The following is a 22,669-nucleotide window of genomic DNA, read 5'->3' on the forward strand; positions in this document are numbered from 1 at the left end:
TACTTCCTCTTTCTATTGTTAAAACTGTTACTCCCAGAACAGTTGATCCAGCGTCTTATCTAAGGTCTTACAAATAGCAAGGCAGAGGCTGAGGGTCGGATTGTACTTCCCTGCCTCAATCAGTCCAATGGTCTGGCGTGTCACCCCAATGGCATCTGCAAGATCCCCCTGGGTCATATCATGCTCGACCCGGGCCATTTTTAATTTGAGATTTTTCGCCACATGATTTTCCTTTCTTGTTTTTATAGCTCTATTATACACTATATTTTCTATTTTGCAATATATATCTTACATTTTGTAAAAAATATTTTTAGCAAATAAAAAAGCCTGGTTTCCCAGGCTTTATCTTCTTAGTTATGATTAATCTTTAGACAAACTTCCGTCTTTTGTTTGGGTACGAGCATAGGCAATCAAGAGGAGTGAACCTGCAATAGCTACCACTAAAGCATTGACAGAACCTGCTACAACACCTTGTAGGAAGACCTTGTTGGCACTTTCTTTGTAGATCCATACATCCCCAACCGGAGCAATCAATCCCCAGATGACAAGATTGGCTACGATTTGAACGACGTTAAAGACGATCAATTCTTTCTTGGTCACTTCTCCTTTGAGGTCACCGATTTGTTTGCGGAAGAAACCGACAAAGAGACCAAACAAACCACTAGAAATGATCCAAGTCCACCAGAGGCCATAAGTCATCGCATCTTTAATAGCATGACCGATAAAGCCCATTAAGAAACCAACAATCGGACCAAAGACCACACTAAAAAGAGCTTGAAGAGCGTATTGCAACTGAATGTTGGTATTTGGAGCTGGTGCTGGAATTGGGATCATCGCAATGACCACAAAGAGGGCTGCTCCAACCCCGATGGCTACAACATCCTTAATCGAAAAAGCTGGTCTTTCTCCAATAGCTAAAATGTTCTTAATTGAAAAATCTTTTTTTTGTTTCATATTTTATCTCCTATTAATTTTCCATTTTTCTAATCTCAATATGCCAAGAAGCCCCAACTCCTACATTATAGGCCTTGGCAAAGGATCCCTGGTTGATGGCAAGACCAACACGGTAGAGGGAATTGATATAAAGGATTGGCTGTCCAATACGCACATCTGCGAAAGACTTGCCGTAAGTTACTTGGTTTTGGTAAACCAGCATGTCATTGTTATAGATGGTCACTTCAAAGCGTTCCCCAAATTCGGGTTCCAAATGATTGAACTCTTCTCGGGTAATCGAAGTCCAGAGAGAACCAAAGCGTACATCCAAGATGTCAACTGCTCCTTTGACAAGATTGTCCTCCATAACAGTTTCCACCACAGGGATTTCTACAATGTGTTCGACACTGAGTTCTGGTCCCACTTCCTCAAAGCTGATATGGCCACTAGCCAACTTAGCTCCTGTATAAGCATAGACATCACGCCCATGGAAGGTATAAGAAAACTCTGTATTGGCCCGGCGGTTCTTCACCTCTGAAATCTCACGGATAGCAACAATCCCTACATGTTTCTTGATGAAAGAGAGGGTTCCATTATCCGGAGTAACAATGTATTGATTCTTCGCCGTTTTAGCTACGACGCTCTTTCGTTTGGAACCAACACCCGGATCGACTACCGAAACAAAGGTTGTCCCTTCTGGCCAGTAGTCTACCGTCTGAAAGAGGCGGTAACTTCCTTCAAAGATATTGTAAGGGGTAATGTCATGGGTCAAGTGGTGAATCTTGAGGGTGGGCGATTCCTCTAAAGCAACCCCGATCATAGCAGAGACGGCCCCGTCTACCAGACCAAAGTCTGACTGAAGGACTAATAAATTATTGTGCATATTTCTTCTCCATCATGTCATTTTCTATCTAGCTTTTGATAGACCAATTGTCCCAGAAGATAACCTAGTAGAGCTCCAAGAAGAAGGGTCAATAAAAACCAGCTCACCGTCTCCATATTCGACGGTACCATAACGCGTTCAATATAATCCATCGACTTCCCACGGGCTAGTAAAGAAGCACGGTAACTAGCTGGTTGGATCCACATCATGAGAATGGGCCCTGTCGTCGTAAAGGAAAAGAGGAGGAAGGAAAGCGCATTGCCTAACTTCGACTGGTAGCGACCACGGGCTGCGACCAATTCGGCTAAAAGCCCCCCAACAAGAGCAGGAAGAAAGGCTCCAGCTCCATGACGAGTGAAAAGGAAAAAAGCACCAATCACAAGAGCAACTACTAGAATAGCTCCTGTCCGTTGAATTTTCTCAACATAGACGCGATAGATCCCTCCACCAACTAGGGCAGAGAAGGCTGGAGCATAAAACATATTCCCTCGATGGTCAACCAGACTTCCAAGTAGGACACCTAATCCAATGGCAAGAAAATACAAGCCTGCAAAGGCTGCAACCTGCTTAAATTGATGTTTCTGTATCATGTTCATATACTTCACCCATCCTTACCGGTGACTAATTTTCTTGGTCAAGAAATCACCGATAAACTGAATAAAGAAGATCAAAAGCAGAATCAAGAAGGTTGCTAGCAAGGTGACATCATTATTAAAGCGTTGGTAACCATAGGAAATAGCCACGTTTCCGAGACCACCGGCTCCAATCGCACCCGCCATGGCTGTTTCACCAACCAAGGAAATAAGGGTAACAGTTGTCACACGAATCAAATCTGGAAGACCTTCACGAAGATAGACACCAACGATATCCCAAAATGTTGCCCCACTGGCTTGGGCCGCTTCAATTACACCTCGGTCAAGCTCAGATAAAACGACTTGAACTTGGCGAGCAAAGAAAGGAAAGACAGCTAAGGATAAGGGAACTAAGGCTGCTGTAGGACCGATCCCAGTTCCAACAATCATACGAGTAAAGGGATTGATCAAGGCTAGCAAGATGATAAATGGAATCGCACGGAAGATGGAAGTGATTTTATCCAAGATATGGAAAACCAATTTATTCTCGATAATCCCACCTGGTGCTGTCAAGACTAGTAATAAACCTGCAATGAGTCCCAATAAACCACCAATCACAAAAGAGATAAAGGTCATGTAAAGGGTCAGATAAATCGCTGTTCCCCATCCAGCTTGGCCACTCCAGCCCATCCGGTAAACATTTGGTAGATAGGTTTGAATAAAGTCAATCATGCATTACTCCCTTCTTTTAAAACACGAACAGAAACACCTGCAGCTTGTAGATCCCGTTGCGCTGCAGATAGGTTGGCTGCTTCTCCAGTCAGGATAACAACCAACTCTCCAACAGGGGTATGATCCAAAATTTCAATATTTCCGTGTAGAATATTTGCAGACACCTGGTACTGTTTATAAATATCGTTGATAATCGCTGTGTCTGTTACCGATCCAGAATATTTCAAATGAGCTAAAACAGAATCCGCTGGCAATTTCTGAACAATTTGTTGCTGGTTGATTTTCACCATAGCTTCATCGATTCCTGTTGCTGTTGTGATGAAGTCTTGCGTCAATTCATTCTTAGGATTAGAGAAGATATCTAAAACAGAACCTTCTTCAATCAATTCACCATTTTGCATGACCGCAACCCGATTGGCAATATCTTTAACGATCTGCATTTCGTGGGTAATTAAGACCACTGTCAAGCCCAACTTCTGGTTCAGCTCTTGCAGAAGAGCAAGGATTTGTTTGGTCGTTTTTGGATCTAGGGCAGATGTTGATTCGTCAGAAATCAAAATCTTTGGATCGTTGGCGAGCGCACGAGCAATCGCCACCCGTTGTTTTTGTCCACCTGACAATTGAGCAGGATAGTTGTCCGCCCGATCTGACAGTCCTACTAGTTCCAACAACTTAGCCACTTTTTCAGCCTTTTGCTCTTTAGACAAATTTGAATGTTTGAGGGCGAAGGCCACATTTTCAGCTGCAGTCATTTGGGCCATAAGATTGAAGTGTTGGAAAATCATACCAATGTCCCGGCGTTTTTGGCGTAAAGCCGCAGCATTCAAGGTCACCCGATCTTGATAGATGACATCACCATCTACGGTGATAGTACCTGCTGACGGTACTTGCAAGAGATTGATGACCCGTACAAGCGTTGACTTCCCTGCACCAGAATATCCAACGATTCCGTAAATATCCCCTTCATTGATATGAATGGTCACATCCTTCACGGCTGCAATTTCACGTTTTTTCTGATGAAAGGTAACATCGATATGGTCCAGTTTGATAATTTCTTTACTCATAACTTGTGATTAACTCCTTAATTAATTCAATATGGGTATAGTAGTCTGCAATTTTCACATTCTCATCCCCACCATGATCTCGACTATTGGCATTTCCGATACCAAAGGCAGCCATTGGAACTTGCAAGGCCTCAAAGACCGTATGCATGGGACCAGTTCCTGCAGTTGTCGGAAGGACACAGACCCCTTCTGGATAAAAGCGTTTGGCCAGATCAATCACATTGAGAATGGACGGCGCACTCATATCACTCCGATAGCTCATTTCCCCTAGTGTGAAAACAAGTTCAATCTTCTCAAAGCCATTCTGATCCAATTGTTTACGGATTAACTCCAAGACTTGTTTAGGCTCCAAGCCTGGCACCAACCGAACTTCCATCTTGGCTCGAGCTTCTGCAGGGAGAATCGTCTTGACTCCTTGTCCCTGATACCCTGTTCCCAAGCCTTCAATGTTCATAGCTGGCTCAAAATAAAAACGTTTTAAGAACTCACTTCGTTCTTCTTTCAAGATAGGCAATTGGAGATTGTAGATTTCTGTCACATCGTCCGCCGTTTTATTGGCATACCGATCAATCAGGGCCAGTTCCCGCTCGTTAGGCTCCTCAATCAAGTCATAGAGGCCATCCACCAGGATACGACCGTCTTTATCTCGAAGACTGGACAAACCATTGAGCAGATACCAAGATGCTGATTCCACCACTCCACCATAGCTGGAATGGATATCCACATCTGCACTTTTGACCACCATGTCAAAGGTAACAATCCCCTTGTTGCCACCGGAGATTTCCAGTTCCCCTTGTTGGTTACGAGTCCCTTGTTCCCAGACTAAGAGATCTGCCCCACGCAAGTGTTTTTTGTGTTTGGCTAGATACTTGTCTAGGTCGGTCGAGGCAGATTCTTCTGCTCCTTCGATGATAAAGGTAATGTTGACCGGCAGGTCGCCATTCTCACGGATATATTTGCGAATAGCCGTCAAGCGTGCTGTAATATGCCCCTTGTCATCATCTACCCCTCGACCATACATGGTCCCGTAATGGACCGACAGCGTAAAGGGATCACTTGTCCAAGGTTGGTCGCCATCTGCTGGAACAGTATCGTAATGGTTGTAGAAAATGATGGTCTTCGCTTCCGGATTGGGTGAAACAAATTTAGCAATGACAAATGGCGCTGTGTAACTGTCATCCACAGTTACCTTAGCTCCTGCAGCTGTGAAAATTTCTCCCAAATAGGTCGCTACTTCCTTTAAGCCAGTCTGCTGGGCAAAGATGGAGCGCTTGGAAATGAGGGTCCTCAGGACTTCAAAATAATGCTGAGCCACCTCATCATTTTCAAATTTGCGTATTTGTTCTGTCTCTCTTGGATTGGACATCATTTCCTCCTACTATACACGATAAGAGGTAGAGAAAACCTTCTCCACCTCTCTATTCATCCTCTCAATTACCAAACTGGTTGGTCCATACCGTCTGAAGATTCTTCAATGACTTTCTTCACGTTGTCAGTATGGTAGGCTTTAATAATGGCTTCGATTGCTTTTGCTTTATCAGATGATTTCCAATCTTTCTTAGCTGCAATCAAGTTGTACCATTGTTTAGAGTTGCTGTTTGCTTTTTCTACAAAGAGAGCTTTCTTGTAATCAATACCTGCTTCACGAACAAAGGTGTTATTGATGATTGCTGCATCAACTGATGGAAGTGAAGAAGCTGTTTGAGAAGCGTCCAACTCAGAAATTGTCAAGTTCTTTGGATTGTCTTTGATGTTGCTGATGGTAGCCAATTCCCCATCTTTTGTATCCAACTTGATCAAACCAGCTGATTCCAATACATACAAAGCACGGCTTTCGTTTGTTGGGTCGTTTGGTACTGCAATGGTTCCTTTTTCAGGAATGTCTTTTACATCAGTGTATTTATTTTTCCCATCTTTTGTACCAGAGTAAAGACGGATTGGCGCAATGTAAGTATCTGCCACAGAAACTAGGTCTGCGCTGTTTTCTTTGTTCCAGTTTTCAAGGTAGTTGTAGTGTTGGAAAGCGTTGATATCCACATCCCCATCACGAACAGCTTGGTTTGGTTGAGAGTAGTCTGTAAACTCAGTGAATTCCAACTTGATGTTAGCTTTTGCATCATCCAAGTTCTTTTGCACTTCTTTCCAACGAGCTTCTTCTGTATCGCTTAAGCTCATCACCCCAACTTTAACAGTTGTCACACCATCTTTATCAGATGATTTAGATGATTTTGAAGACCCACATGCTGCTAAGGCAAAGGTTGCAACGGTAGCAAGAGCTGCTACACCAAAAAGTTTTGTTAATTTCATATTCTTTCTCCTTATGATGTTTTTAAATAACCTTATTTAATATCAGAAGCTTCTGGAAGGTAGGTTCCACCAAAGTACTTCTTAGACAACTTTTCAAGTGTCCCGTCTTCGTACAACTCTTTGATCCGTTTGTTGACGAAGGTTTCCAATTCTTTCTCACCTTTAGCAAGGATTGGGTATACATATGGTTGTTGATCACTTGGAAGTTCAATCACTTCCAAATTATCCAACCCTTGATCCTTGATCAAGGCTTCAACTGTCAAACGTTCAAAAATCTTATAATCTGAACGGCCATCGCTCAAATTAGCAAGAATAGATTGGATGGTCCCATCTGTATATTTGAGCTCTGTTGGATTGTCCTTGTGCTCTTCATTGTATGCTTCCAACTGTTTCGCTGTAGAAGTTCCTTGGATGACCTCTGTAGACTTGCCACCGATATCATCCAGTGACTTGATCCCTGAATCTTTGCGAACCACTAGGACCACTGGGTTCTTTGCGTAAGGATTTGGGTACAAGTATTTTTCCGCACGTTTTTTATCATAGCTAAGGTTGCTGACACCGATTTGGTAACGATCGCCGTCTAAGCCAGCAAAGATAGAAGACCATTCTGTCTTATTAAAGTTGACTTCATACTTATCTGATCCTTTGAAGATTTCACGCATGACTTCGATTTCATAACCAGTCAATTCCCCGTCCTTATCATAGGTGAAGGGTTTGGTTGTTCCAACCGTTGCGACTTCAATGGTCCGTTTTCCACTTGATTTACTTGATGACTTGGATGAGCAGGCTACCAAAGTCCCAACTGCTGCTATGCCCACAAGGCTTAAACCAACATATTTGATGAATTTATTCAATTTCATTTGTTCTCCTTTTTCACTAAAATTGTTTATTCCTCTTAAAAAAAACAGCTTTTTCCATCATATCAAAATTCCTGACTCTTGGGTATTATATTTTCTTTATGGCGGTGATAGGTTTTACCTATCACGTCTCATTTGGTTGAAAATTTTTCCAGTAAAGCGAGGGCATTTTCTACGTAATATGGAACTGATACTGCAAAAGCTGCATCATCTATGACCATGCTATCATGGTGGAGATCCGGTGCATCCGCTGCACCATTCGATCCGATAAAAGCAAAGACTCCTGGGATTTTCTCTTGATAGAAGGCAAAATCTTCACCCGCTGTCGATGGCTGGGCCTCGACAACTTCTGCAAAAGACTTGGACCAACGAAAGACTTTTTTAGCCAAAGCCTTATCATTATAGGTAACCGGTGGTGTCTTGCCCCAATCAAATTGGACCATGACTCCCGTGCTGTTGGAGATCTGTTCGATCACGCGAATGAAATCCGCCTTGAGCCGTCTCTGGAGATCCGGATTAAAGGTTCGAATGGTTCCTTCAAAGTAACCAGACTTGGGAAGAACATTCCAGGTTGAACCAGCTTCGATATGGCTCACCGATAGGACAGCTGTCTCAAATGGCGAAACCGTACGCGAGACCAAGGTCTGCAACTGCTGGACCATACTAGTGATTGCTACAACAGTATCCAAACCGAGATCCGGTCGAGCCGCATGACTGCTCACCCCAGTGACAGTCACCTTGAACTTTTCAACCCCCGCCATCATGGCACCTGGACGCAGGGCCAACTGACCCGCAGGCAATGACGGCATGTTGTGAAATCCAAGGATGGCCTGTACATTCTCTAGGAGCCCGGTCGCTAATACCGCAGATGCTCCTTCAGAAGTCTCTTCAGCCGGCTGAAAAATCAACCGAATCGTCCCCTTTAAGTCTGCTTCCATACTTTTTAGGACTTCTGCAGCCCCTAATAGGCTGACCTGATGGAAATCATGGCCACAGGCATGCATGACACCAGGGTTTTGACTTTGGTAGTCGAGACCCGTGTTCTCCTGAATTGGAAGGGCATCAATATCTGCGCGAAGGGCAATGACTGGTTGACCGCTTCCGATTTCAGCAATCAGACCTGTCTTTAATCCACTGTTTAAAATGCGTACACCAAGCTTTTCCAAATAGGCTTTGAGATAAGCTGTGGTTTGGTATTCTTGTCCAGATAACTCTGGATGCTGATGTACATAATGCCGAATGGGCACTAGATGTTCATAGGAAAATGATACCATTTTTCGTCCCCTTTCTAGCATAGTTCTATTCTATCACTGCCTCCCCTATTCGTCTAATTCCTATTTTTTTCTCTCAGTTATAGCCAGGAACTATATCATTATTTTTTTGACCTCTGCCTTCCTTCCTAAAAATGCCAAACCTCAAGAAAAAAACCTTTGAAGAAATTATCTTCAAAGGTCTATTTCTATTAGAATCCATCTACGTTAGTGTAGATCTTTTGCACGTCCTCATCATCTTCAAGAACGCTGTAAAGTTTTTCAAAGGTTTCCAAATCTTCACCTGACAACTCAACTTCTGATTGAGGAATCATTTCCAATTCGGTTACTTGGAATTCTTCGATACCAGATTCACGCAAAGCAACGATCGCTTTGTGAAGGTCAGTTGGAGCAGTGTAAACAGTAATTGTTCCTTCTTCAGCTTCAACATCATCTACATCCACATCTGCTTCCAATAAAAGCTCAAAGATGGCATCCGCATCATCACCCGCAAAGACGATAACACCTTTGTTGTCAAAGAGGTAAGATACAGAACCAGAAGCTCCCATGTTTCCACCGTTTTTACCGAAGGCAGCCCGGACATTCGCAGCTGTACGGTTAACATTTGATGTCAAGGTATCAACGATCAACATGGAACCATTTGGTCCAAATCCTTCGTAACGTCCTTCTGTAAAGGTTTCGTCTGTATTCCCTTTTGCCTTATCGATCGCTTTATCAATTACGTGTTTTGGCACTTGCGCTTGTTTAGCACGGTCGATAACGAATTTCAAAGCAGTATTCAATTCTGGATCTGGCTCACCTTTTTTAGCGGCTACATAGATTTCTACTCCGAATTTCGCATATACTTTTGAGTTAGCACCATCTTTGGCAGTTTTCTTGGCTACAATATTGGCCCATTTACGTCCCATTGGAGGTTCTCCTTTTAATAGTTTACATTTTAATCTTCATTATTATAACACAGTAACCATGAAAAATCACTAAGAAAAATAGTAGAATTCGTTCTCTTCTATATCTTTTCTTTAATAGAAAAGAAGATGTTTACTTGTAGATCCTAATCTAACATTTCCTATTGACTGGTTCCTTATGAGCTTTGCCTTTGGAAATAGCGAAGCTAAACATAGCAGCTTATTCTTCTGTCTTCTCGTCAGTGATAGTTGGAATATCTTCCTTTTCAACCGAGTTCCAGTCTGAGTATGTCGTCTCACTCTTGATCGTCAGTAATCCTTTATTACTTAAAGTAGATACTGTCATCTTGAATTCTTTAAGGAATTTAGTTTTTTTGTCAATCTTTACGATCAAGTCATTCTTGTATTTTGAATCAGGGAATTGTGATAAGTTAAACTGGAACTCATCTTCATAAATGCTTATTAAGTCAGCATCCTTATTTTTCAACTTGAAGACATAAGCGTCATCCGTTTCTTCTAGAGCTAAATCTTCCGTTAGTTCATTCAAACCCTTTAAGAGCTGGAAATAATCCGGGTTAACAATATATTTACCGTCTTTTCCATAAATCTCCTTATCCCATTCTCCACTTTTATTATAACGGGTATACATTGGAGTCATTTCACCACCCGGCATCAAGAGTTCTTTAAAACTTTCTTCTCCATTCTCCAAGGTCTTAACACTAATGTATGCCATCTCTACTTCTTGCTTTTCAGTCTTATAGATAACTTGCGAAGTCATTTTTTGTTTTTTTTGAATAGTTTCTTCTTTTGTATTTAATGAACCACTTATATCCGTTTTCTGACGAACACTAGTCATTTTTTCATTAGTGGTCTCGATTTCTTCTAAAAGACTTGTTATATCCACTGCTTTACGTGAACTTTGACTTGTTTTTTTCTGAGTACTATTTCCTTTATTGTTAATGCTCGAGCAAGCACCTAGGCTGAGGGCAATTATAGCCAAGAGGCAAAGTAAGATTGATTTTTTCGTTCTCATAAAAGAAGATTCCTTTTTCTGTTTTTATATGCTTCTACTTTTATCTTTTTAGTTTAGATAAAAGTTTTCTTTACAAAACAATCACTGGAACGCGTCCAAAATTTTGTTCCTTAAGTGCAGGATGACCTAGCTGATACACCTGATCCGCTTGCTGGGTCAAATTGTCCCAAGGTTCCTTACCGATTCGGGTCACGATTTCTACTGATTTTTTCAAGCCTTTGAGGTGGGCTTGTCCCTTTGCGGAAAATCCTAAGACATGAATGGCATCTGGAAGAGCTTGATCCATCGCCCCTACCAAGATGTAGGTCAAGATGCGGCGGACTCGCGCCTTGGTATAGCGCTTGGTTGCGACTTTCTCCACCAGGTCTTCCACAGAGCTAGCACTTCGAACGGCCTCCTTTATCCGGTTGGCCAGTTCCTCATTGACCTGAAAAATCTGTGTCAGATCCGGATGGGTTATAATTTGATAACGGAGCAGTTGGTCATAAACCTCCCAAGATACCTGTGGAGCCGACTGAAAGAGTTGGCTATTGGGCATGAATTTAGCGACAAATTCCTGATCTTCCTTGTGCAGGCGTAGACTAGTGGCAGAAGCATAGGCCACTTCTTTTTCTTCTGAATGGTAGCCTGCACCCTGGCGTTGGACGGGCTTGAGCGCAATCCCCTTTCCAGCACAGGCCTTGGCATAAGCCAAGCCCAGGATATGATTGGGAGTATCCCCTGTGAACTCCACTCCAGCAAAGCTTTCCCACATTTTTTGGGTCTTTTGTGGATAGGATAAATCGTCTGAAAGGCTTCGCAGGAAAGCTTCCATTTCTATTTTTTTCTCCGAATAAACTGTCGCAATCGCTTGGTAATCCAAGACTTCTTCTGTCCCAAAGGTCAATTGGTCGATTTCCAGACGGGACAAAATCTCCACCGCTCCCTTGGCAAAATGATCAGCCGACTGAACAGCCACGAGAAAGGGGAGCTCGACCACCAAATCCGCTCCATTTTCCAAAGCCATCTGGGCCCGTGTCCATTTGTCTACAATGGCAGGTTCACCACGTTGGACAAAATTCCCAGACATGGTGACGATTTTCACCCCTTCTGCCTGTTCTAGCAGGTACTTGTGTCCATTGTGAAAGGGATTAAATTCTGCAATAATACCTGTAACTGTCATGCTGTCCTACTTCTGTGCTACGAAGAACCAACGTTTGCTGGTCTTTGTTGGCTCCTTGTCTTCAAAGTCAGCGTACAAATTGAAAGATTTAAAGCCAGCCTGCTCCAATAAGATGTCATAGGTTAAAACTTCATAGGTACGCTCCTCATGGACTTCATCGTGGCGACTAAAGGATCCATCTTCTTCTTGGACAAAGAAGGTCAGCTCATGGACGATCGAGTGAGGGGCTTCATCCTCGTAGGTATCCCAAAGCATGGCAAAGTCTTCCGCATTTTCATGATAAGAATAGCCTGGGAAGACCTCATCTGTCTGGTAGGTTGAATGGACATCAAAGATAAAGACCCCGTCCTCATTGAGGGCATTGTAGACTTCTTTAAAGACGTCTCCTACTTCTACCTCGTCCTGCATATAGCAGATAGAATCCGAGTAGCAAGTCACGAAATCATAAGTGCCTGCTTGCGACAGGTCCAGCATATTGCCCTCGATAAAATCAATCTTCTGCTTAGCTGAAGCAGCTCTTTTTTCAGCAATTTTCAGCATGTCCGCACTCAGGTCTAACCCTGTCACATCAAATCCAGCTTGGGAAAAACGAACAGATTGAATCCCTGTCCCACAAGCCAATTCCAGTAATTTTTTCCGATCCTTGCTTTTAGGGAGATGCCGGAGAGAAAAATCCGTCCACAAATCATACAGACTGTCATCCATGACCGCATCATAGACCGCCGCAAACGTTTCATAAGTCGCCATAAATCAAGATACAAAGAGCGTTAAAAGCATAGAGGAAATAGGAAACTTTCCGCCGTATCGCCAGATACAAAGGAAGTTAGGCTCTTTCTCTCAGCTTTTGGCTCGTGTTCCGTTACCAACCTAACTAAACACAAGGCCCTATCCTTTCTTTCCATAGAATTTCAATTTAACCAACAAAACTCAGTTGCTGCCAACTGAGTTTACCTGCTTATGCTAGGGCTGCTGAAAGATCGACAGCACTTGCTTCGTGCCATAGCTTTTCTAGGTTATAGTGGGCACGCATTTCTTCTGAGAAGACATGGACCACTACACCACCTAAGTCAAGAAGGACCCAACCTCCAGCTGAGTCACCTTCGACGTGGCTGGCATTGCCCCCAGCTTCAACGACTTTCTCACGAATATTTTCAGCGATAGCTTCCAACTGACGGCTATTCATAGAGCTTGCGATGACAAAGTAATCTGTCACACTGGTTAAGCTTTGAACATCCAAAGCCACAATATCTTCTGCACGTTTTTCATCGGCAGCTTTAACAACAAGTTCAAGTAATTCTTTTTCTTTCATTTAGTCCTCTTTCCTAAAAAAATTGATTTGTAATCTAAGACATCCGCAAAACGTTCTTCCCAAATATTTTCATAAAATTCATTGAGCGTTTCTGCTGGGATATCCTCTCCATCAAAGGTTGTAACAGCTCCTTCTGGAATGACCAGCTTATAGCCGTATTCAAACCCCACTTTGACGGATGTATCGACACAATATTCTGTCTGCATGCCACACAGGACCAGTTGTTCAATCCCTTGTTGATCCAAGTATTCTTTTAATCCTGTCTCTTTAAACATGCTATTGTATCGCTTCTGAAATACCTTTTCATTTGCCTGTCTCTTCAACAGTGGAGATAACTGCCAATCTTCCGAGGTGATAGCCTCTGGCGTTTCAATATGTTGAACATAGATAATTTCGATATTCTTGCTTCTAGCCTGATCTTGTAAATAAGTAATCTTCTCTAAGAGCTTTTTTGTCTCAAAACCTGTTTCCACTAAGATATTTTGTACATCAATAATGATAAAAGCTGTCTTCACTCACTGCTCCTCTTTCAAATACTTCACAAAGGCGTTGTAGGTTTCAAGGGTTTGGGGATAAATGGGCAATCCTTGGTGGGCCAGGTGTTCGACTGTACGAGCTGTTTCATAGGCCACGGCACGATCCAAAGAGACTTGAGCGATGTCGCGCGCTTGCTCCACCCCTGGAAAGGCCCGGTTGTGTTCAATGTAATCTGCTACATAGACAATCTTGTCTAAGGTTGACATCTGCCCACTTCCCACTGTATGAATCTCAATACTGCGAAGAATAGCTGGATCTGTCAGCCCGAGATCTTCTTGGATCTTGTAAATCCCAACCATTCCATGCCAGACATTGTTGCCCCAGTTTTTTAAAGCTGGATCCAACTCATAGCGATCAATCAAGTCTAAAAATTCCTGATCCGATAATTTCTTAGCATAGTCATGCAACAAACCTGCTAGGCCAGCCTGTTCTTCATCTGCACCATAGCGTTTGGCCAAGTCACGTGCGGCCTTCTCAACTCCTAAACAGTGGGTTAACCGTTTTTCTGGCAGGATTTGACCCATTTTTTCGAGCAAGACCTCACGAGAAAATCCGAGATAGTTTTCATAGGTCATTGATACAAACCTTCTTTCTTGATGAAGTCCAAGACTGGTTTTGGAAGCATAAAGTTGGGCGTCCGACCTTGAGCGATAAACTCGCGAACCATGCTAGAAGAGATATCCATCAAGGGAACATCGACCCAAATCACGGGGTAAGAGGTTCCCGCCTTGTAACGGGGACGTTGAACACCGACAAACTGGACCATCTCCACTAACTCGTCAATCCGATACCATTTTGGCAGGTAGTCCACCATATCGGCTCCAATGATAAAGTAATAGTCTGTATCAGGGTCTCGCTCATTGAGTAACTTCATCGTATCGTAGGTATAAGAAATCCCTTTACGCTCTAGCTCAATCGTCTCGATTTCTAGTCCTTCAATCCCTTCAATGGCTAGTTCTAACATTTTCAGGCGATGACGCTCATCAATGGTTTCTTTTTTATCCACATGCGGAGGCTCATATTCTGGCATGAGAAGGACCTTGTCCAAGCCCAATTGTTGGCGGACCTGGTCCGCAACTACAAGATGGGCATTATGGACAGGATTGAAATTCCCTCCGAGGATTCCCACTTGTTTGCGTTTCTTATCTTTGATCTCTGGCTCTAACTCCACCTTGGTAAAGGGGGTTAATAGTTCAATGGCCATATACCTGCTCTCCTGTGTCTCTTAGATCTCTTTTACTTTGACTGAAATCTTCCGGTTTTCTTTTTTGCTTGATTGTTTGTACAAAATCAGGATGCGTCCAATTTTTTGAACCGTATCCACACCGATTTCTTCTTCCAAGATTTCCGCTACTTCATGAATGTTCTCATCTGTATTTTGAAGAAGGGTCACCTTGATCAGTTCGCGAGCGTCTAGTGCTTGGCGAACACTGGTTTTGATTTGGTCATTGAGCCCGTTTTTCCCGATTTGGATAATGGGTTTGAGGCTGTGGGCTTGGCTATTGAGGAAAGCCCGTTGTTTGGATGTTAATGTCATGTTTTTACAATGCTTCTTTTTTGATACTTTTCTCTTGTGGTGGCGGTCGTCAGCGACCTCCTTACGGAGTTCCATGACTTAAATTTGAGCCTAGGTCTCAAACTTTCCGCGCCTAAGTAGTAAAACATCTACTTAGGCTTTCACCACAGTGAAAAGTATCCTTTCTAGGCTCGTTGCACTCGCCCCTGTCTAAAAAGAAACGGTTTCCTTTCATATTTTTAAATGATAGCTTTGCGTGATACGACGGCGACGCCTTCTGGTGCCCAGACGGCTACTTTAGCTTCTCCATTGACACGGATCCAGCCAAGTCCAGAAATGACGAGGTCCGTCTTGTCCTTGATGGTAAACTCATGGGAAACCAATGGTGGGAAGTCTTCCTTTTCCTTGCTATTAGGAGGGGTTAGTAAGCCTCCGACATGCTTGTCGTAAAAGGCCGTCGCTCCTTCGAGTTTGGTTCGGTGAAGCTTGAGTTCGTTATCAAAGAAAGCTGTGAAACCTTGCTTTTCTCCCTTGATAAAGTCAAAGCGCCCCAAACCACCCAAGAAGAGGGTTTGCTCGGGGTTGAGCTGATAAGTCTTGGGCTTGATTTCCTTTTTAGGGCTGACATACTTGAGGTTTTTAGCTGTCAAGTAGTGAGCCATCTGGTGGCGATGGATAATCCCCGGTGTATCGTAGATGTAGGATCCATCGTCCAGTGGGATTTCAATCTTATCCAGTGTCGTCCCTGGGAAGCGAGAGGTCGTGATGATATCCTTGTCCCCAGTGATTTCTTGGATAATCGCATTGATGAGGGTCGATTTCCCTACGTTGGTCACACCCACCACGTAAACATCACGGCCTTTGCGGTGTTGCTCAATCTTTTCCATCAAATCCTTGATGGCACTCTTGTTTTGGGCAGAGGTGAGGACCACATCGACAGGACGCATACCTTCTTCGTGGGCTCGCTCCATCAACCAATGGGTCACCTTGTTGTCCTTGACAGACTTGGGCAGGATATCCTTTTTATTTCCGACCAAGAGGACATCATTTCCTGCTACAAAACGAGGCAATCCAGGAATGACGGAGCCATTAAAGTCAAAAATATCCACTACATTGACCACGAGGGCATCACTATCTCCTACTTCGTGAAGCAATTTTAGGAAATCATCATCTGTCAGATGCACATCTGTAATTTCATTGTAGTGACGGAGACGGAAACAGCGTTGGCAATAAACTTCGCCTGTTTCCAATCCCTTTTCAAGAGCTGATTGGGGAGTATAGCCTAGTCCCTCTTTGTTTTCTGTCTGAATGGGCGCTCCACAGCCAATACAGAATAATTCTTCCATTCTTAAATTCCTTTTTTGTATACAATCGGACCATATTTTTCGGCCATTTGCTTCATAACACGGCGTTCACGCGCTCGGTTGATCTGGGTCTTGATGGAATCATGCTTGACCAAAGGCTTAACCAAAATCGAACGAATGCCCGCCCGATGAGCAGCCCGAATATCGGTCATCAGTTGATCCCCCACCATGACCACTTCATTTTTCTCATAGTGGAAACGCTTGAGAGCCCGATCAATCCCAAAGGTAAAGGGCTTGAGTGACCAAGCTTCATAGTCAATATCAAATTTCTCAACCGCACGTTTGACCCGTTTAGGACTATTATTGGACACCACGATGACCCGAATCCCGCCATCACGAAGGTCATGCAACCACTGGCGCATTTCAGGAGTTCCATCCGGATTATTCCAAGCAATCAAGGTATTATCCAAATCCACAAGGACCGCCTTGATGCCCTCTTTTTTCAAGTCTGCAACGGTGAGATCGTAGGCCGCTTCCACCGCAAAATCTGGTTTGTAATTTTCGATTGACACGTTGTTCTCCATTTTTTATATTCTCTTCATTGTAGCATAATTGGACGTATTTTGCACTTGCTTCATCGCCCCTATTGGAAAAAGCATAGTTTGGTTTGTTATCTAAAATAGACAAAATCGTTACAAACTTTCAAAAACATGATATAGTAGTAGAAAAACTACACGGAAGAGTTATGATAGCAAAAGAAAAAAAATTGAGGGAGGTTTCTCCTCTCCTCCAAAAAATCATCAATTGGTCCTCCATCATTGGAGCCCTTGCAACCCTTGCTTTCTGTATCTGGGCCTACTTTGCTGGTATCCTCCAATCCAAGGAAACCTTGTCGGCCTTTATTCTCCAAGCAGGAATCTTTGGACCTCCTCTCTTTATCCTTCTTCAGATCCTTCAAACAGTGGTCCCTATTATCCCCGGCGCTCTAACATCTGTCGCTGGTGTCTTTATCTATGGCCACATCGTTGGGACCGTTTATAACTACATTGGAATTGTCATTGGCTGTGCCATTATCTTCCAGCTCGCAAGAATGTACGGGCCTAAGTTTGTCCAGTCTATGGTCAGTCAGAAGACTTACGACAAGTATATTAACTGGCTCAATGAAGGCAAACGGTTCGATCGCTTCTTTATCTTCATGATGATCTGGCCCATCAGCCCTGCAGACTTCCTCTGCATGTTAGCTGGTTTGACCAATATGACCTTTAAGCGCTATATGACCATTATTATTCTCTGTAAACCGATTACTCTGGTCATCTACACTTATGGTCTCACCTATATCATCGACTATTTCTGGCAAATGGCCTAAAAAAGATGTTGGGCAAACACCCAGCATCTTTTTTTATAGAATTCCTTTTTCTTTTTGAATAATGAGGTCTTTCAGAGAAATCAGAAGAACTGCTAACAAAATCATCCCCATCCCTATAAAATCAATCGCATAGAATTGATCGTTCATGATTATATAGGCAAAAAATACAGCGGAAATAGGCTCAATAGAAGCTAATAAACTCCCCTTGACTGCCCCTACCATCGAGGTTCCTTTAAGAAAGACCGTATATGCAAAAATGGTTCCTAACACAATCAAGCCAAAGAGGGCCCAGAGGTTATCTGAAGAATAGTGTCCTTGAAAGGATACCAAGCCACTAAAAGGAAGCATGAGAATCCCTGGCAAGAGCATGCCCACCCCAATGACCAACATACTTCCCCATTTTTTGATTAAATTGAGGGGTAAAATGATATAGAGAGCGTAGGCAAAGGCCGAAAACAAGCCCCAGCCTAGACCTTTGGGCGTAATAGCCAGCTGATTCAACTGTCCATGGGTGGCAATCAGGAAGGTCCCCCCAATTGCTAGTAACATGGAAGCAATCTCAGAGACAGTAGGCCCAACACGATCCTTGATGCAGGTATAGGCTAAAACACCAACCGGGCAAACGTATTGAAGCACTGTTGCAGTTCCAGCATTGGTTTCTGCAATAGCAATCAGATAGGTCAACTGAGTCAATAGCAAGCCAAAAAAGGCAAAAAGAATCAAAGAGATATAAGAACTTTTATCCTTAAAAAAGGCAACAAACTTCTCCTTGTCAGACAGATAGGCAAAGAGAAGGAGGACGGCACCTGAAATTAGTAAACGAATATTGGTTAAAACGATAGCTGAAAAACCGTGGGCCATCAAATATTGCCCGCTCACTCCAGAAAGCCCCCAGGCAATTCCAGCAATCACAGTCATCACGGTTCCTTTGAAAGATGTAGACATGTTGCCTCCCAAAATTAATTAATACGGTACGCTACTTCTTCTCTATTCTATCACAAAAACCAGCCCAAAAGGGCTGGTTTTATGTAGGATTTAAAAACTATTTTTAAATCCCATCTAGAAGATTTCATTCTTCTTTTCTCCCGTTCTTAGCCATTCCTAACCCGAGACCTCCTAAGAGAAGGAGCCCAGCTAAGCTAGTTAGGTTGGAGCTCGCTTCTCCTGTTTCAGGAAGCGCGCGAGCTGGACTTGCTTCTTCTCCATGTTCAACTGACGCAGAGTCAGGATGAGGAGCTAAAGCTTGAACCTCTGGCTCTTCTTTCTTTTGAGCAAGAAGTTGTGACGTCGGTTTAACAGTTTGTGGAGGAAGGACTTTCTCTGGAGATGGAGATACCGGTGTATGGTATTCAGGACGATTTGGAAGAACAGGATTTTCAGCTTCTTCCTTAGTAGACAAACGCAAGACAGTTGCTGTCAAAGCATCTAGTCGAAGGCCTGTTTCTGTCCAAGAGATTCCTTTTGGATCAGTTAGATTGCTAATACCTGCTCGTTCACCATCCACTAGAACATCTGCCTTTCTAAAGCGTTCGAGGTCCGTTCCTAATGCAAAGTCACGCGCCTTGGTATCAGCATTAACTAATACTAGATAGACATCTCCATTGCTAGCAGTGATTTGGTAGCCAATCACCTGATCCTCTTCTTCCACTCCATTCTCACCTGGAATCGTCAAGAGCTTGACGCGGTTCTTCACTTCCTCCATGTTGTCCATGCGGAAGGCGTCTGTTGACTTACGAAGGGCAATCAAGCCTTTGGTGAAGGCGCGAGAGCGCGTATTCTCTGGATAGAGGGCTTCATTGGTTGCCTTCTCCCAATCAAAGTGGTTGATAGCATCGCTTGAATCATAGGAATCATGGATGAAGTAAGGGTAGTCAAATGGTTTTCCATTTTCATCTACTAATAAATGAGATTTGTTTGGAACCTTGTCATCGGAAACAGGCGTGCGGTAAGCTGGATCCTTGAATTGCTTGGTTCGACCATATTCTTGACCAGAATGAAGGAACGGTGTTCCTTGAGCTGTCAGAACGAGCAGGTTTCCTAGACGCAAGCGACGATGAATCTCTGCATTATTGGCTGGGATACTAGGGTCCTTCTTGATAGACTGAGCGATAATATCAAAGAGGGTCAAGTTATCATGGGCCGCAATATATTGGATGACATCTCCTGGGCTATCTGCCTCAAAGTTGGTTGGTTGTGCGATGAGATTCTTAAAGATAGTCGCAATCTTTCGTTTTCCATTGGTGATAAAGGCTGGTTGTCCCTCATTTGGATAACCTGATTTTAGATTGTTTCGAACATCATCTGAGAATACAGCAACGGTGTCTGTTTTCTTCATCCAGGATTGGTCTGCTGGTTGTACAGGACTATTTTCATCACCTGCATAGGTCACCCAGCCTTCTCCCAACATGATGAGATTTGGATTCAGAGCCCGAGCCGCCTTGTAGGCTTCTTCGATAGAGGCCGCATCATGGTCACCCATCATGTCAAATCGGAAACCGTCCACCTTATAAGTATCTACTAAATACTTAATTGAATCGACCAAGACTCGTTTGGACATGTAGTGGGTTGTTCCCAAGCGTCCACCACCAAAGCTTGTCCGAGGTGTACCGTCCGCATCCATGAAATGGTAGTAATTTGGCTCAATATCTTCAAAGATGTCCACATTAGCTGTATGGTTATAGACAACGTCAAGCACGACTCCCATTCCACGCTTGTGAATTTCATTGACCAAATTCTTGAATTCTTGAATTCGTTTTTGAGGATTGCTTGGATCTGTTGAGTACATACCTGTTAAGGCAAAGTAGTTCTGTGGATCATAACCCCAGTTGTAATTGCTGTTGCTTGATGCATACTCTAACAAGCGCTCGCTGTTTTTCAATTCATTAACGTGGTAATAAGATAGAACTGGCAAGAGTTGAACGTGGGTTACACCAAGGTCTTTGAGGTAATCCAATTTTTCAACAAAGGAAGCAAAGGTCCCAAATTGGCTCTTAAGCTCTGATGCCAAAGCCGGATCAGAAGTGAAGTCGCGGACATGAGCTTCATAGATGATAGCATCTTCTCGCTTCTTAAAGTTTGGAATGGACGCATAGGTTAAGTCACTCGGACCTAATCTACTTGGATCTACAAAGGCTGCTTTTGCTACCTTATGAACCGCATCTGTCTTGGACAATTCACTGTTCCAAGCTGCCAACGATTTGGCATACGGATCAAGAACGGTAAAGGTCTTCCCTTGGCGTTCAATTTCATACTGGTAGAAATAGCCCGTATAATCTTGGATATCCAGTCCTGAATCAGCAGAAAGAGTCTGCTTCCAAGTTCCTCGCTCCCCTTTTTCTAGAGTCACACGGCCAACTAGTTTTTCAGAATCGTTCTTATCATAGATGACAACGGATACCTTGTCCGCACTTGGTGACCAGAGGGTGAGATCAACCTTCTTCCCTCCTTCATGAAGATGAGCTCCGAGCGTTCCATCGTAGCTATAGGCTTCATCCTTGAGGCGCCAGTTCATTTTGGTTGTAAAGCGGTCATTGTCGTATTGAACCGTATAGGATTGATCAACCTGAGAGAAATCTCCTGTATAGGTTACTTTCTTTCCTGCTTCATCTAAAAGCAGGTCCGAGATGGTGACAGGATTTCCCTGAGCATCCGTGATCTTGGTCCGCTTGAGCAATTCTTCTTTCTGTGCCCCCGCCAAGGTCGAGAAGCTGGCTTCAATCTTTTCCTTACCGACATGCTGGGCACCTGTCATACGGATATCGTTGACATAATATGGGTTGGTGTAAACAGTCGGATCATCGTCCCGTAAGAAAATCTGGCTATGGTTCTTCAAGTCAGCAAATTTATAATCTTCTTGTCGAATTTTCACATCGTCTCCAGACTTACTCTCATCCAATAATAAGAAACCAAATTCTTTTGCAGCTTCCTTTAAGGGGATATCGATGTAACGACCGTATTTCCCTGTCGCTACAAAATCTGTCCCATCCGGCCAAGCAGCACTGCTCGGATTCTCTACATCTCCCCAATACCAGAGAGATTTTTTATCATAATTTCCATCTGTCCGATAGTAATTGACTCTGACCGTTCCCTCTGCTTGAGGCTGATAAGAATAGACTTTAAATTTGTCATCCAACCAAGCTTCATTCATTTTTGGAGAGAGCAATTCAATGGACTTGTCCCCTGTGATATTGTCCCCTTTAACATTGTTGATGAGGAAGCTAATCTTCTTAGCCTGATCATTTTTAAGCTTGACATCTAGATAATAGCCGTAGTCATCCGTCTTTGCATCCTTAAAGGATTGGGCACCTGTCGGCCAGTTTTCCGAAGGTTTTTCAACATCATCCCAGGTCCAGAGCCCCTGAGTTTCCTTGTTTTCTTCTGGTAGCTTTTTCACGTGAATCCGGATAGTCTGATCAGCAATCGGCTCCTCTGCCTTCTCAGACTGAGGAGAAGCAACCTCTTCAGTGAGGGCGCTTACATTTTCAGGTGCAGTGACACTTTCTTCTGCTACTTTTGGAGTTTCACTTGTCTCAGTGTTCGTAGCTGGTTTCACATCCGATGAAGAAATGCTTGTTTCATTTGACGGGGCTGTCACCACTTCTGAAGCTGGTGTAGGGGTATTGCCCACCTCATCTGCACTGACCGGACCAGCAAAGGCTGTTAATAAAGCCAAGCTCGTCGCAATCGCCACCGAACCAACGCCATTTTTCAATCGACGAATCGCATAGACGACTTGTTTATCGCCTGACACAGAAGGTTTCTGTTTCATATCTGTCTCCTTAAAATGATTAGTGTTCAACCAGTATAGCATGTAAGAATTATTTATGCAAGCGTTTTCTTAATTTATACTATCTTTTTATATTGTCCTCCCTAGTAAAAAAAACCAGCCCAAATGGACTGGTTTTATTCATAAAATATA

General features: G+C 43.3%; 24 protein-coding genes. 1 reads left to right on the forward strand and 23 read right to left on the reverse strand.

The window, feature by feature from the left end; genetic code table 11:
- Positions 1-27: 27 nt before the first annotated feature.
- From QM873_RS00545 to QM873_RS00645, 21 genes are all read right to left on the reverse strand, one after another.
- Positions 28-222 carry a helix-turn-helix transcriptional regulator gene (locus tag QM873_RS00545; RefSeq protein WP_003005328.1) on the reverse strand — a complete coding sequence of 65 codons (195 nt, stop codon included), beginning with the start codon at positions 220-222 and terminating at the stop codon, positions 28-30.
- 138 nt (positions 223-360) lie between these two features.
- Positions 361-954 (reverse strand): ECF-type riboflavin transporter substrate-binding protein, encoded by a 594-nt coding sequence (locus tag QM873_RS00550; RefSeq protein ID WP_414278624.1) that lies wholly within the window; start codon positions 952-954, stop codon positions 361-363.
- 13 nt (positions 955-967) lie between these two features.
- Complete coding sequence (locus QM873_RS00555; protein WP_006595737.1) at positions 968-1,816, reverse strand: SAM hydrolase/SAM-dependent halogenase family protein; 849 nt, start codon at positions 1,814-1,816, stop codon at positions 968-970.
- Between the two features lie 17 nt (positions 1,817-1,833).
- Entirely contained in the window at positions 1,834-2,412 is a 579-nt protein-coding gene (locus QM873_RS00560) for an MptD family putative ECF transporter S component (protein ID WP_411399989.1), read from the reverse strand.
- Between the two features lie 15 nt (positions 2,413-2,427).
- The gene (locus QM873_RS00565) at positions 2,428-3,120 is read right to left on the reverse strand and encodes a methionine ABC transporter permease (RefSeq protein WP_006595735.1); all 693 of its coding nucleotides are present in this window, start codon (positions 3,118-3,120) and stop codon (positions 2,428-2,430) included.
- Positions 3,117-4,184, reverse strand: a complete 1,068-nt coding sequence (locus QM873_RS00570) for a methionine ABC transporter ATP-binding protein (RefSeq protein ID WP_414278625.1) — start codon at positions 4,182-4,184, stop codon at positions 3,117-3,119. The genes QM873_RS00565 and QM873_RS00570 overlap by 4 nt, the downstream gene beginning before the upstream one ends.
- Positions 4,177-5,550 (reverse strand): M20/M25/M40 family metallo-hydrolase, encoded by a 1,374-nt coding sequence (locus QM873_RS00575; protein WP_414278626.1) that lies wholly within the window; start codon positions 5,548-5,550, stop codon positions 4,177-4,179. The genes QM873_RS00570 and QM873_RS00575 overlap by 8 nt, the downstream gene beginning before the upstream one ends.
- 68 nt (positions 5,551-5,618) lie before the next feature.
- On the reverse strand, positions 5,619-6,491 hold the full coding sequence (locus QM873_RS00580) for a MetQ/NlpA family ABC transporter substrate-binding protein (RefSeq protein WP_135782720.1): 873 nt from the start codon (positions 6,489-6,491) through the stop codon (positions 5,619-5,621).
- Positions 6,492-6,523: 32 nt separating this feature from the next.
- A complete protein-coding gene (locus QM873_RS00585; protein ID WP_414278627.1) occupies positions 6,524-7,351 on the reverse strand; it encodes an amino acid ABC transporter substrate-binding protein in 828 nt (275 codons plus the stop codon).
- Between the two features lie 128 nt (positions 7,352-7,479).
- Entirely contained in the window at positions 7,480-8,622 is a 1,143-nt protein-coding gene (locus QM873_RS00590) for an amidohydrolase (RefSeq protein ID WP_414278628.1), read from the reverse strand.
- Between the two features lie 188 nt (positions 8,623-8,810).
- A complete protein-coding gene (locus tag QM873_RS00595; protein WP_006146163.1) occupies positions 8,811-9,527 on the reverse strand; it encodes a YebC/PmpR family DNA-binding transcriptional regulator in 717 nt (238 codons plus the stop codon).
- A gap of 217 nt (positions 9,528-9,744) precedes the next feature.
- Entirely contained in the window at positions 9,745-10,557 is an 813-nt protein-coding gene (locus QM873_RS00600) for a hypothetical protein (protein ID WP_414278629.1), read from the reverse strand.
- 70 nt (positions 10,558-10,627) lie between these two features.
- A complete protein-coding gene (locus QM873_RS00605) occupies positions 10,628-11,719 on the reverse strand; it encodes a nucleotidyltransferase (RefSeq protein WP_414278630.1) in 1,092 nt (363 codons plus the stop codon).
- A gap of 6 nt (positions 11,720-11,725) precedes the next feature.
- The gene (locus tag QM873_RS00610) at positions 11,726-12,466 is read right to left on the reverse strand and encodes a class I SAM-dependent DNA methyltransferase (RefSeq protein ID WP_414278631.1); all 741 of its coding nucleotides are present in this window, start codon (positions 12,464-12,466) and stop codon (positions 11,726-11,728) included.
- A 208-nt stretch (positions 12,467-12,674) separates the two neighbouring features.
- Complete coding sequence (gene rsfS / locus QM873_RS00615; RefSeq protein ID WP_003014310.1) at positions 12,675-13,028, reverse strand: ribosome silencing factor; 354 nt, start codon at positions 13,026-13,028, stop codon at positions 12,675-12,677.
- Complete coding sequence (locus tag QM873_RS00620) at positions 13,025-13,543, reverse strand: cysteine hydrolase family protein (RefSeq protein ID WP_414278632.1); 519 nt, start codon at positions 13,541-13,543, stop codon at positions 13,025-13,027. The genes rsfS and QM873_RS00620 overlap by 4 nt, the downstream gene beginning before the upstream one ends.
- A complete protein-coding gene (yqeK, locus tag QM873_RS00625) occupies positions 13,544-14,140 on the reverse strand; it encodes a bis(5'-nucleosyl)-tetraphosphatase (symmetrical) YqeK (RefSeq protein ID WP_120701678.1) in 597 nt (198 codons plus the stop codon).
- Positions 14,137-14,769, reverse strand: a complete 633-nt coding sequence (locus QM873_RS00630; protein ID WP_120701677.1) for a nicotinate-nucleotide adenylyltransferase — start codon at positions 14,767-14,769, stop codon at positions 14,137-14,139. The genes yqeK and QM873_RS00630 overlap by 4 nt, the downstream gene beginning before the upstream one ends.
- A 21-nt stretch (positions 14,770-14,790) precedes the next feature.
- Entirely contained in the window at positions 14,791-15,102 is a 312-nt protein-coding gene (gene yhbY / locus QM873_RS00635; RefSeq protein ID WP_006595720.1) for a ribosome assembly RNA-binding protein YhbY, read from the reverse strand.
- Positions 15,103-15,320: 218 nt separating this feature from the next.
- Complete coding sequence (gene yqeH, locus QM873_RS00640) at positions 15,321-16,427, reverse strand: ribosome biogenesis GTPase YqeH (RefSeq protein ID WP_023027189.1); 1,107 nt, start codon at positions 16,425-16,427, stop codon at positions 15,321-15,323.
- A gap of 2 nt (positions 16,428-16,429) precedes the next feature.
- A complete protein-coding gene (locus tag QM873_RS00645; protein WP_123159640.1) occupies positions 16,430-16,957 on the reverse strand; it encodes a YqeG family HAD IIIA-type phosphatase in 528 nt (175 codons plus the stop codon).
- A gap of 173 nt (positions 16,958-17,130) precedes the next feature.
- On the opposite strand from QM873_RS00645, the gene QM873_RS00650 reads away from it, so the two are divergent.
- Positions 17,131-17,751, forward strand: coding sequence for a TVP38/TMEM64 family protein (locus QM873_RS00650; protein ID WP_414278633.1), 621 nt, complete (start codon positions 17,131-17,133; stop codon positions 17,749-17,751).
- A 33-nt stretch (positions 17,752-17,784) separates the two neighbouring features.
- Here QM873_RS00650 and QM873_RS00655 read toward each other — a convergent pair whose 3' ends face one another.
- Positions 17,785-18,696 carry a DMT family transporter gene (locus QM873_RS00655; protein WP_129822418.1) on the reverse strand — a complete coding sequence of 304 codons (912 nt, stop codon included), beginning with the start codon at positions 18,694-18,696 and terminating at the stop codon, positions 17,785-17,787.
- A gap of 124 nt (positions 18,697-18,820) precedes the next feature.
- The gene (locus tag QM873_RS00660) at positions 18,821-22,519 is read right to left on the reverse strand and encodes a pullulanase (protein ID WP_414278634.1); all 3,699 of its coding nucleotides are present in this window, start codon (positions 22,517-22,519) and stop codon (positions 18,821-18,823) included.
- Positions 22,520-22,669: the final 150 nt, after the last annotated feature.

Origin of the sequence: Streptococcus australis (genome assembly GCF_047463015.1) — a bacterium.
In the GTDB taxonomy this organism is placed as follows: Bacteria; Bacillota; Bacilli; order Lactobacillales; family Streptococcaceae; genus Streptococcus; species Streptococcus australis_F.

What these genes read in the sequence shown, in the direction of transcription:
- QM873_RS00550 (WP_414278624.1), bottom strand. Translation starts at nt 954, where the DNA reads ATGAAACAAAAAAAAGATTTTTCAATTAAGAACATTTTAGCTATTGGA.
- QM873_RS00555 (WP_006595737.1), bottom strand. Translation starts at nt 1,816, where the DNA reads ATGCACAATAATTTATTAGTCCTTCAGTCAGACTTTGGTCTGGTAGAC.
- QM873_RS00560 (WP_411399989.1), bottom strand. Translation starts at nt 2,412, where the DNA reads ATGAACATGATACAGAAACATCAATTTAAGCAGGTTGCAGCCTTTGCA.
- QM873_RS00565 (WP_006595735.1), bottom strand. Translation starts at nt 3,120, where the DNA reads ATGATTGACTTTATTCAAACCTATCTACCAAATGTTTACCGGATGGGC.
- QM873_RS00570 (WP_414278625.1), bottom strand. Translation starts at nt 4,184, where the DNA reads ATGAGTAAAGAAATTATCAAACTGGACCATATCGATGTTACCTTTCAT.
- QM873_RS00575 (WP_414278626.1), bottom strand. Translation starts at nt 5,550, where the DNA reads ATGTCCAATCCAAGAGAGACAGAACAAATACGCAAATTTGAAAATGAT.
- QM873_RS00580 (WP_135782720.1), bottom strand. Translation starts at nt 6,491, where the DNA reads ATGAAATTAACAAAACTTTTTGGTGTAGCAGCTCTTGCTACCGTTGCA.
- QM873_RS00585 (WP_414278627.1), bottom strand. Translation starts at nt 7,351, where the DNA reads ATGAAATTGAATAAATTCATCAAATATGTTGGTTTAAGCCTTGTGGGC.
- QM873_RS00590 (WP_414278628.1), bottom strand. Translation starts at nt 8,622, where the DNA reads ATGGTATCATTTTCCTATGAACATCTAGTGCCCATTCGGCATTATGTA.
- QM873_RS00595 (WP_006146163.1), bottom strand. Translation starts at nt 9,527, where the DNA reads ATGGGACGTAAATGGGCCAATATTGTAGCCAAGAAAACTGCCAAAGAT.
- QM873_RS00600 (WP_414278629.1), bottom strand. Translation starts at nt 10,557, where the DNA reads ATGAGAACGAAAAAATCAATCTTACTTTGCCTCTTGGCTATAATTGCC.
- QM873_RS00605 (WP_414278630.1), bottom strand. Translation starts at nt 11,719, where the DNA reads ATGACAGTTACAGGTATTATTGCAGAATTTAATCCCTTTCACAATGGA.
- QM873_RS00610 (WP_414278631.1), bottom strand. Translation starts at nt 12,466, where the DNA reads ATGGCGACTTATGAAACGTTTGCGGCGGTCTATGATGCGGTCATGGAT.
- rsfS (WP_003014310.1), bottom strand. Translation starts at nt 13,028, where the DNA reads ATGAAAGAAAAAGAATTACTTGAACTTGTTGTTAAAGCTGCCGATGAA.
- yqeK (WP_120701678.1), bottom strand. Translation starts at nt 14,140, where the DNA reads ATGACCTATGAAAACTATCTCGGATTTTCTCGTGAGGTCTTGCTCGAA.
- QM873_RS00630 (WP_120701677.1), bottom strand. Translation starts at nt 14,769, where the DNA reads ATGGCCATTGAACTATTAACCCCCTTTACCAAGGTGGAGTTAGAGCCA.
- yhbY (WP_006595720.1), bottom strand. Translation starts at nt 15,102, where the DNA reads ATGACATTAACATCCAAACAACGGGCTTTCCTCAATAGCCAAGCCCAC.
- yqeH (WP_023027189.1), bottom strand. Translation starts at nt 16,427, where the DNA reads ATGGAAGAATTATTCTGTATTGGCTGTGGAGCGCCCATTCAGACAGAA.
- QM873_RS00650 (WP_414278633.1), top strand. Translation starts at nt 17,131, where the DNA reads ATGATAGCAAAAGAAAAAAAATTGAGGGAGGTTTCTCCTCTCCTCCAA.
- QM873_RS00655 (WP_129822418.1), bottom strand. Translation starts at nt 18,696, where the DNA reads ATGTCTACATCTTTCAAAGGAACCGTGATGACTGTGATTGCTGGAATT.
- QM873_RS00660 (WP_414278634.1), bottom strand. Translation starts at nt 22,519, where the DNA reads ATGAAACAGAAACCTTCTGTGTCAGGCGATAAACAAGTCGTCTATGCG.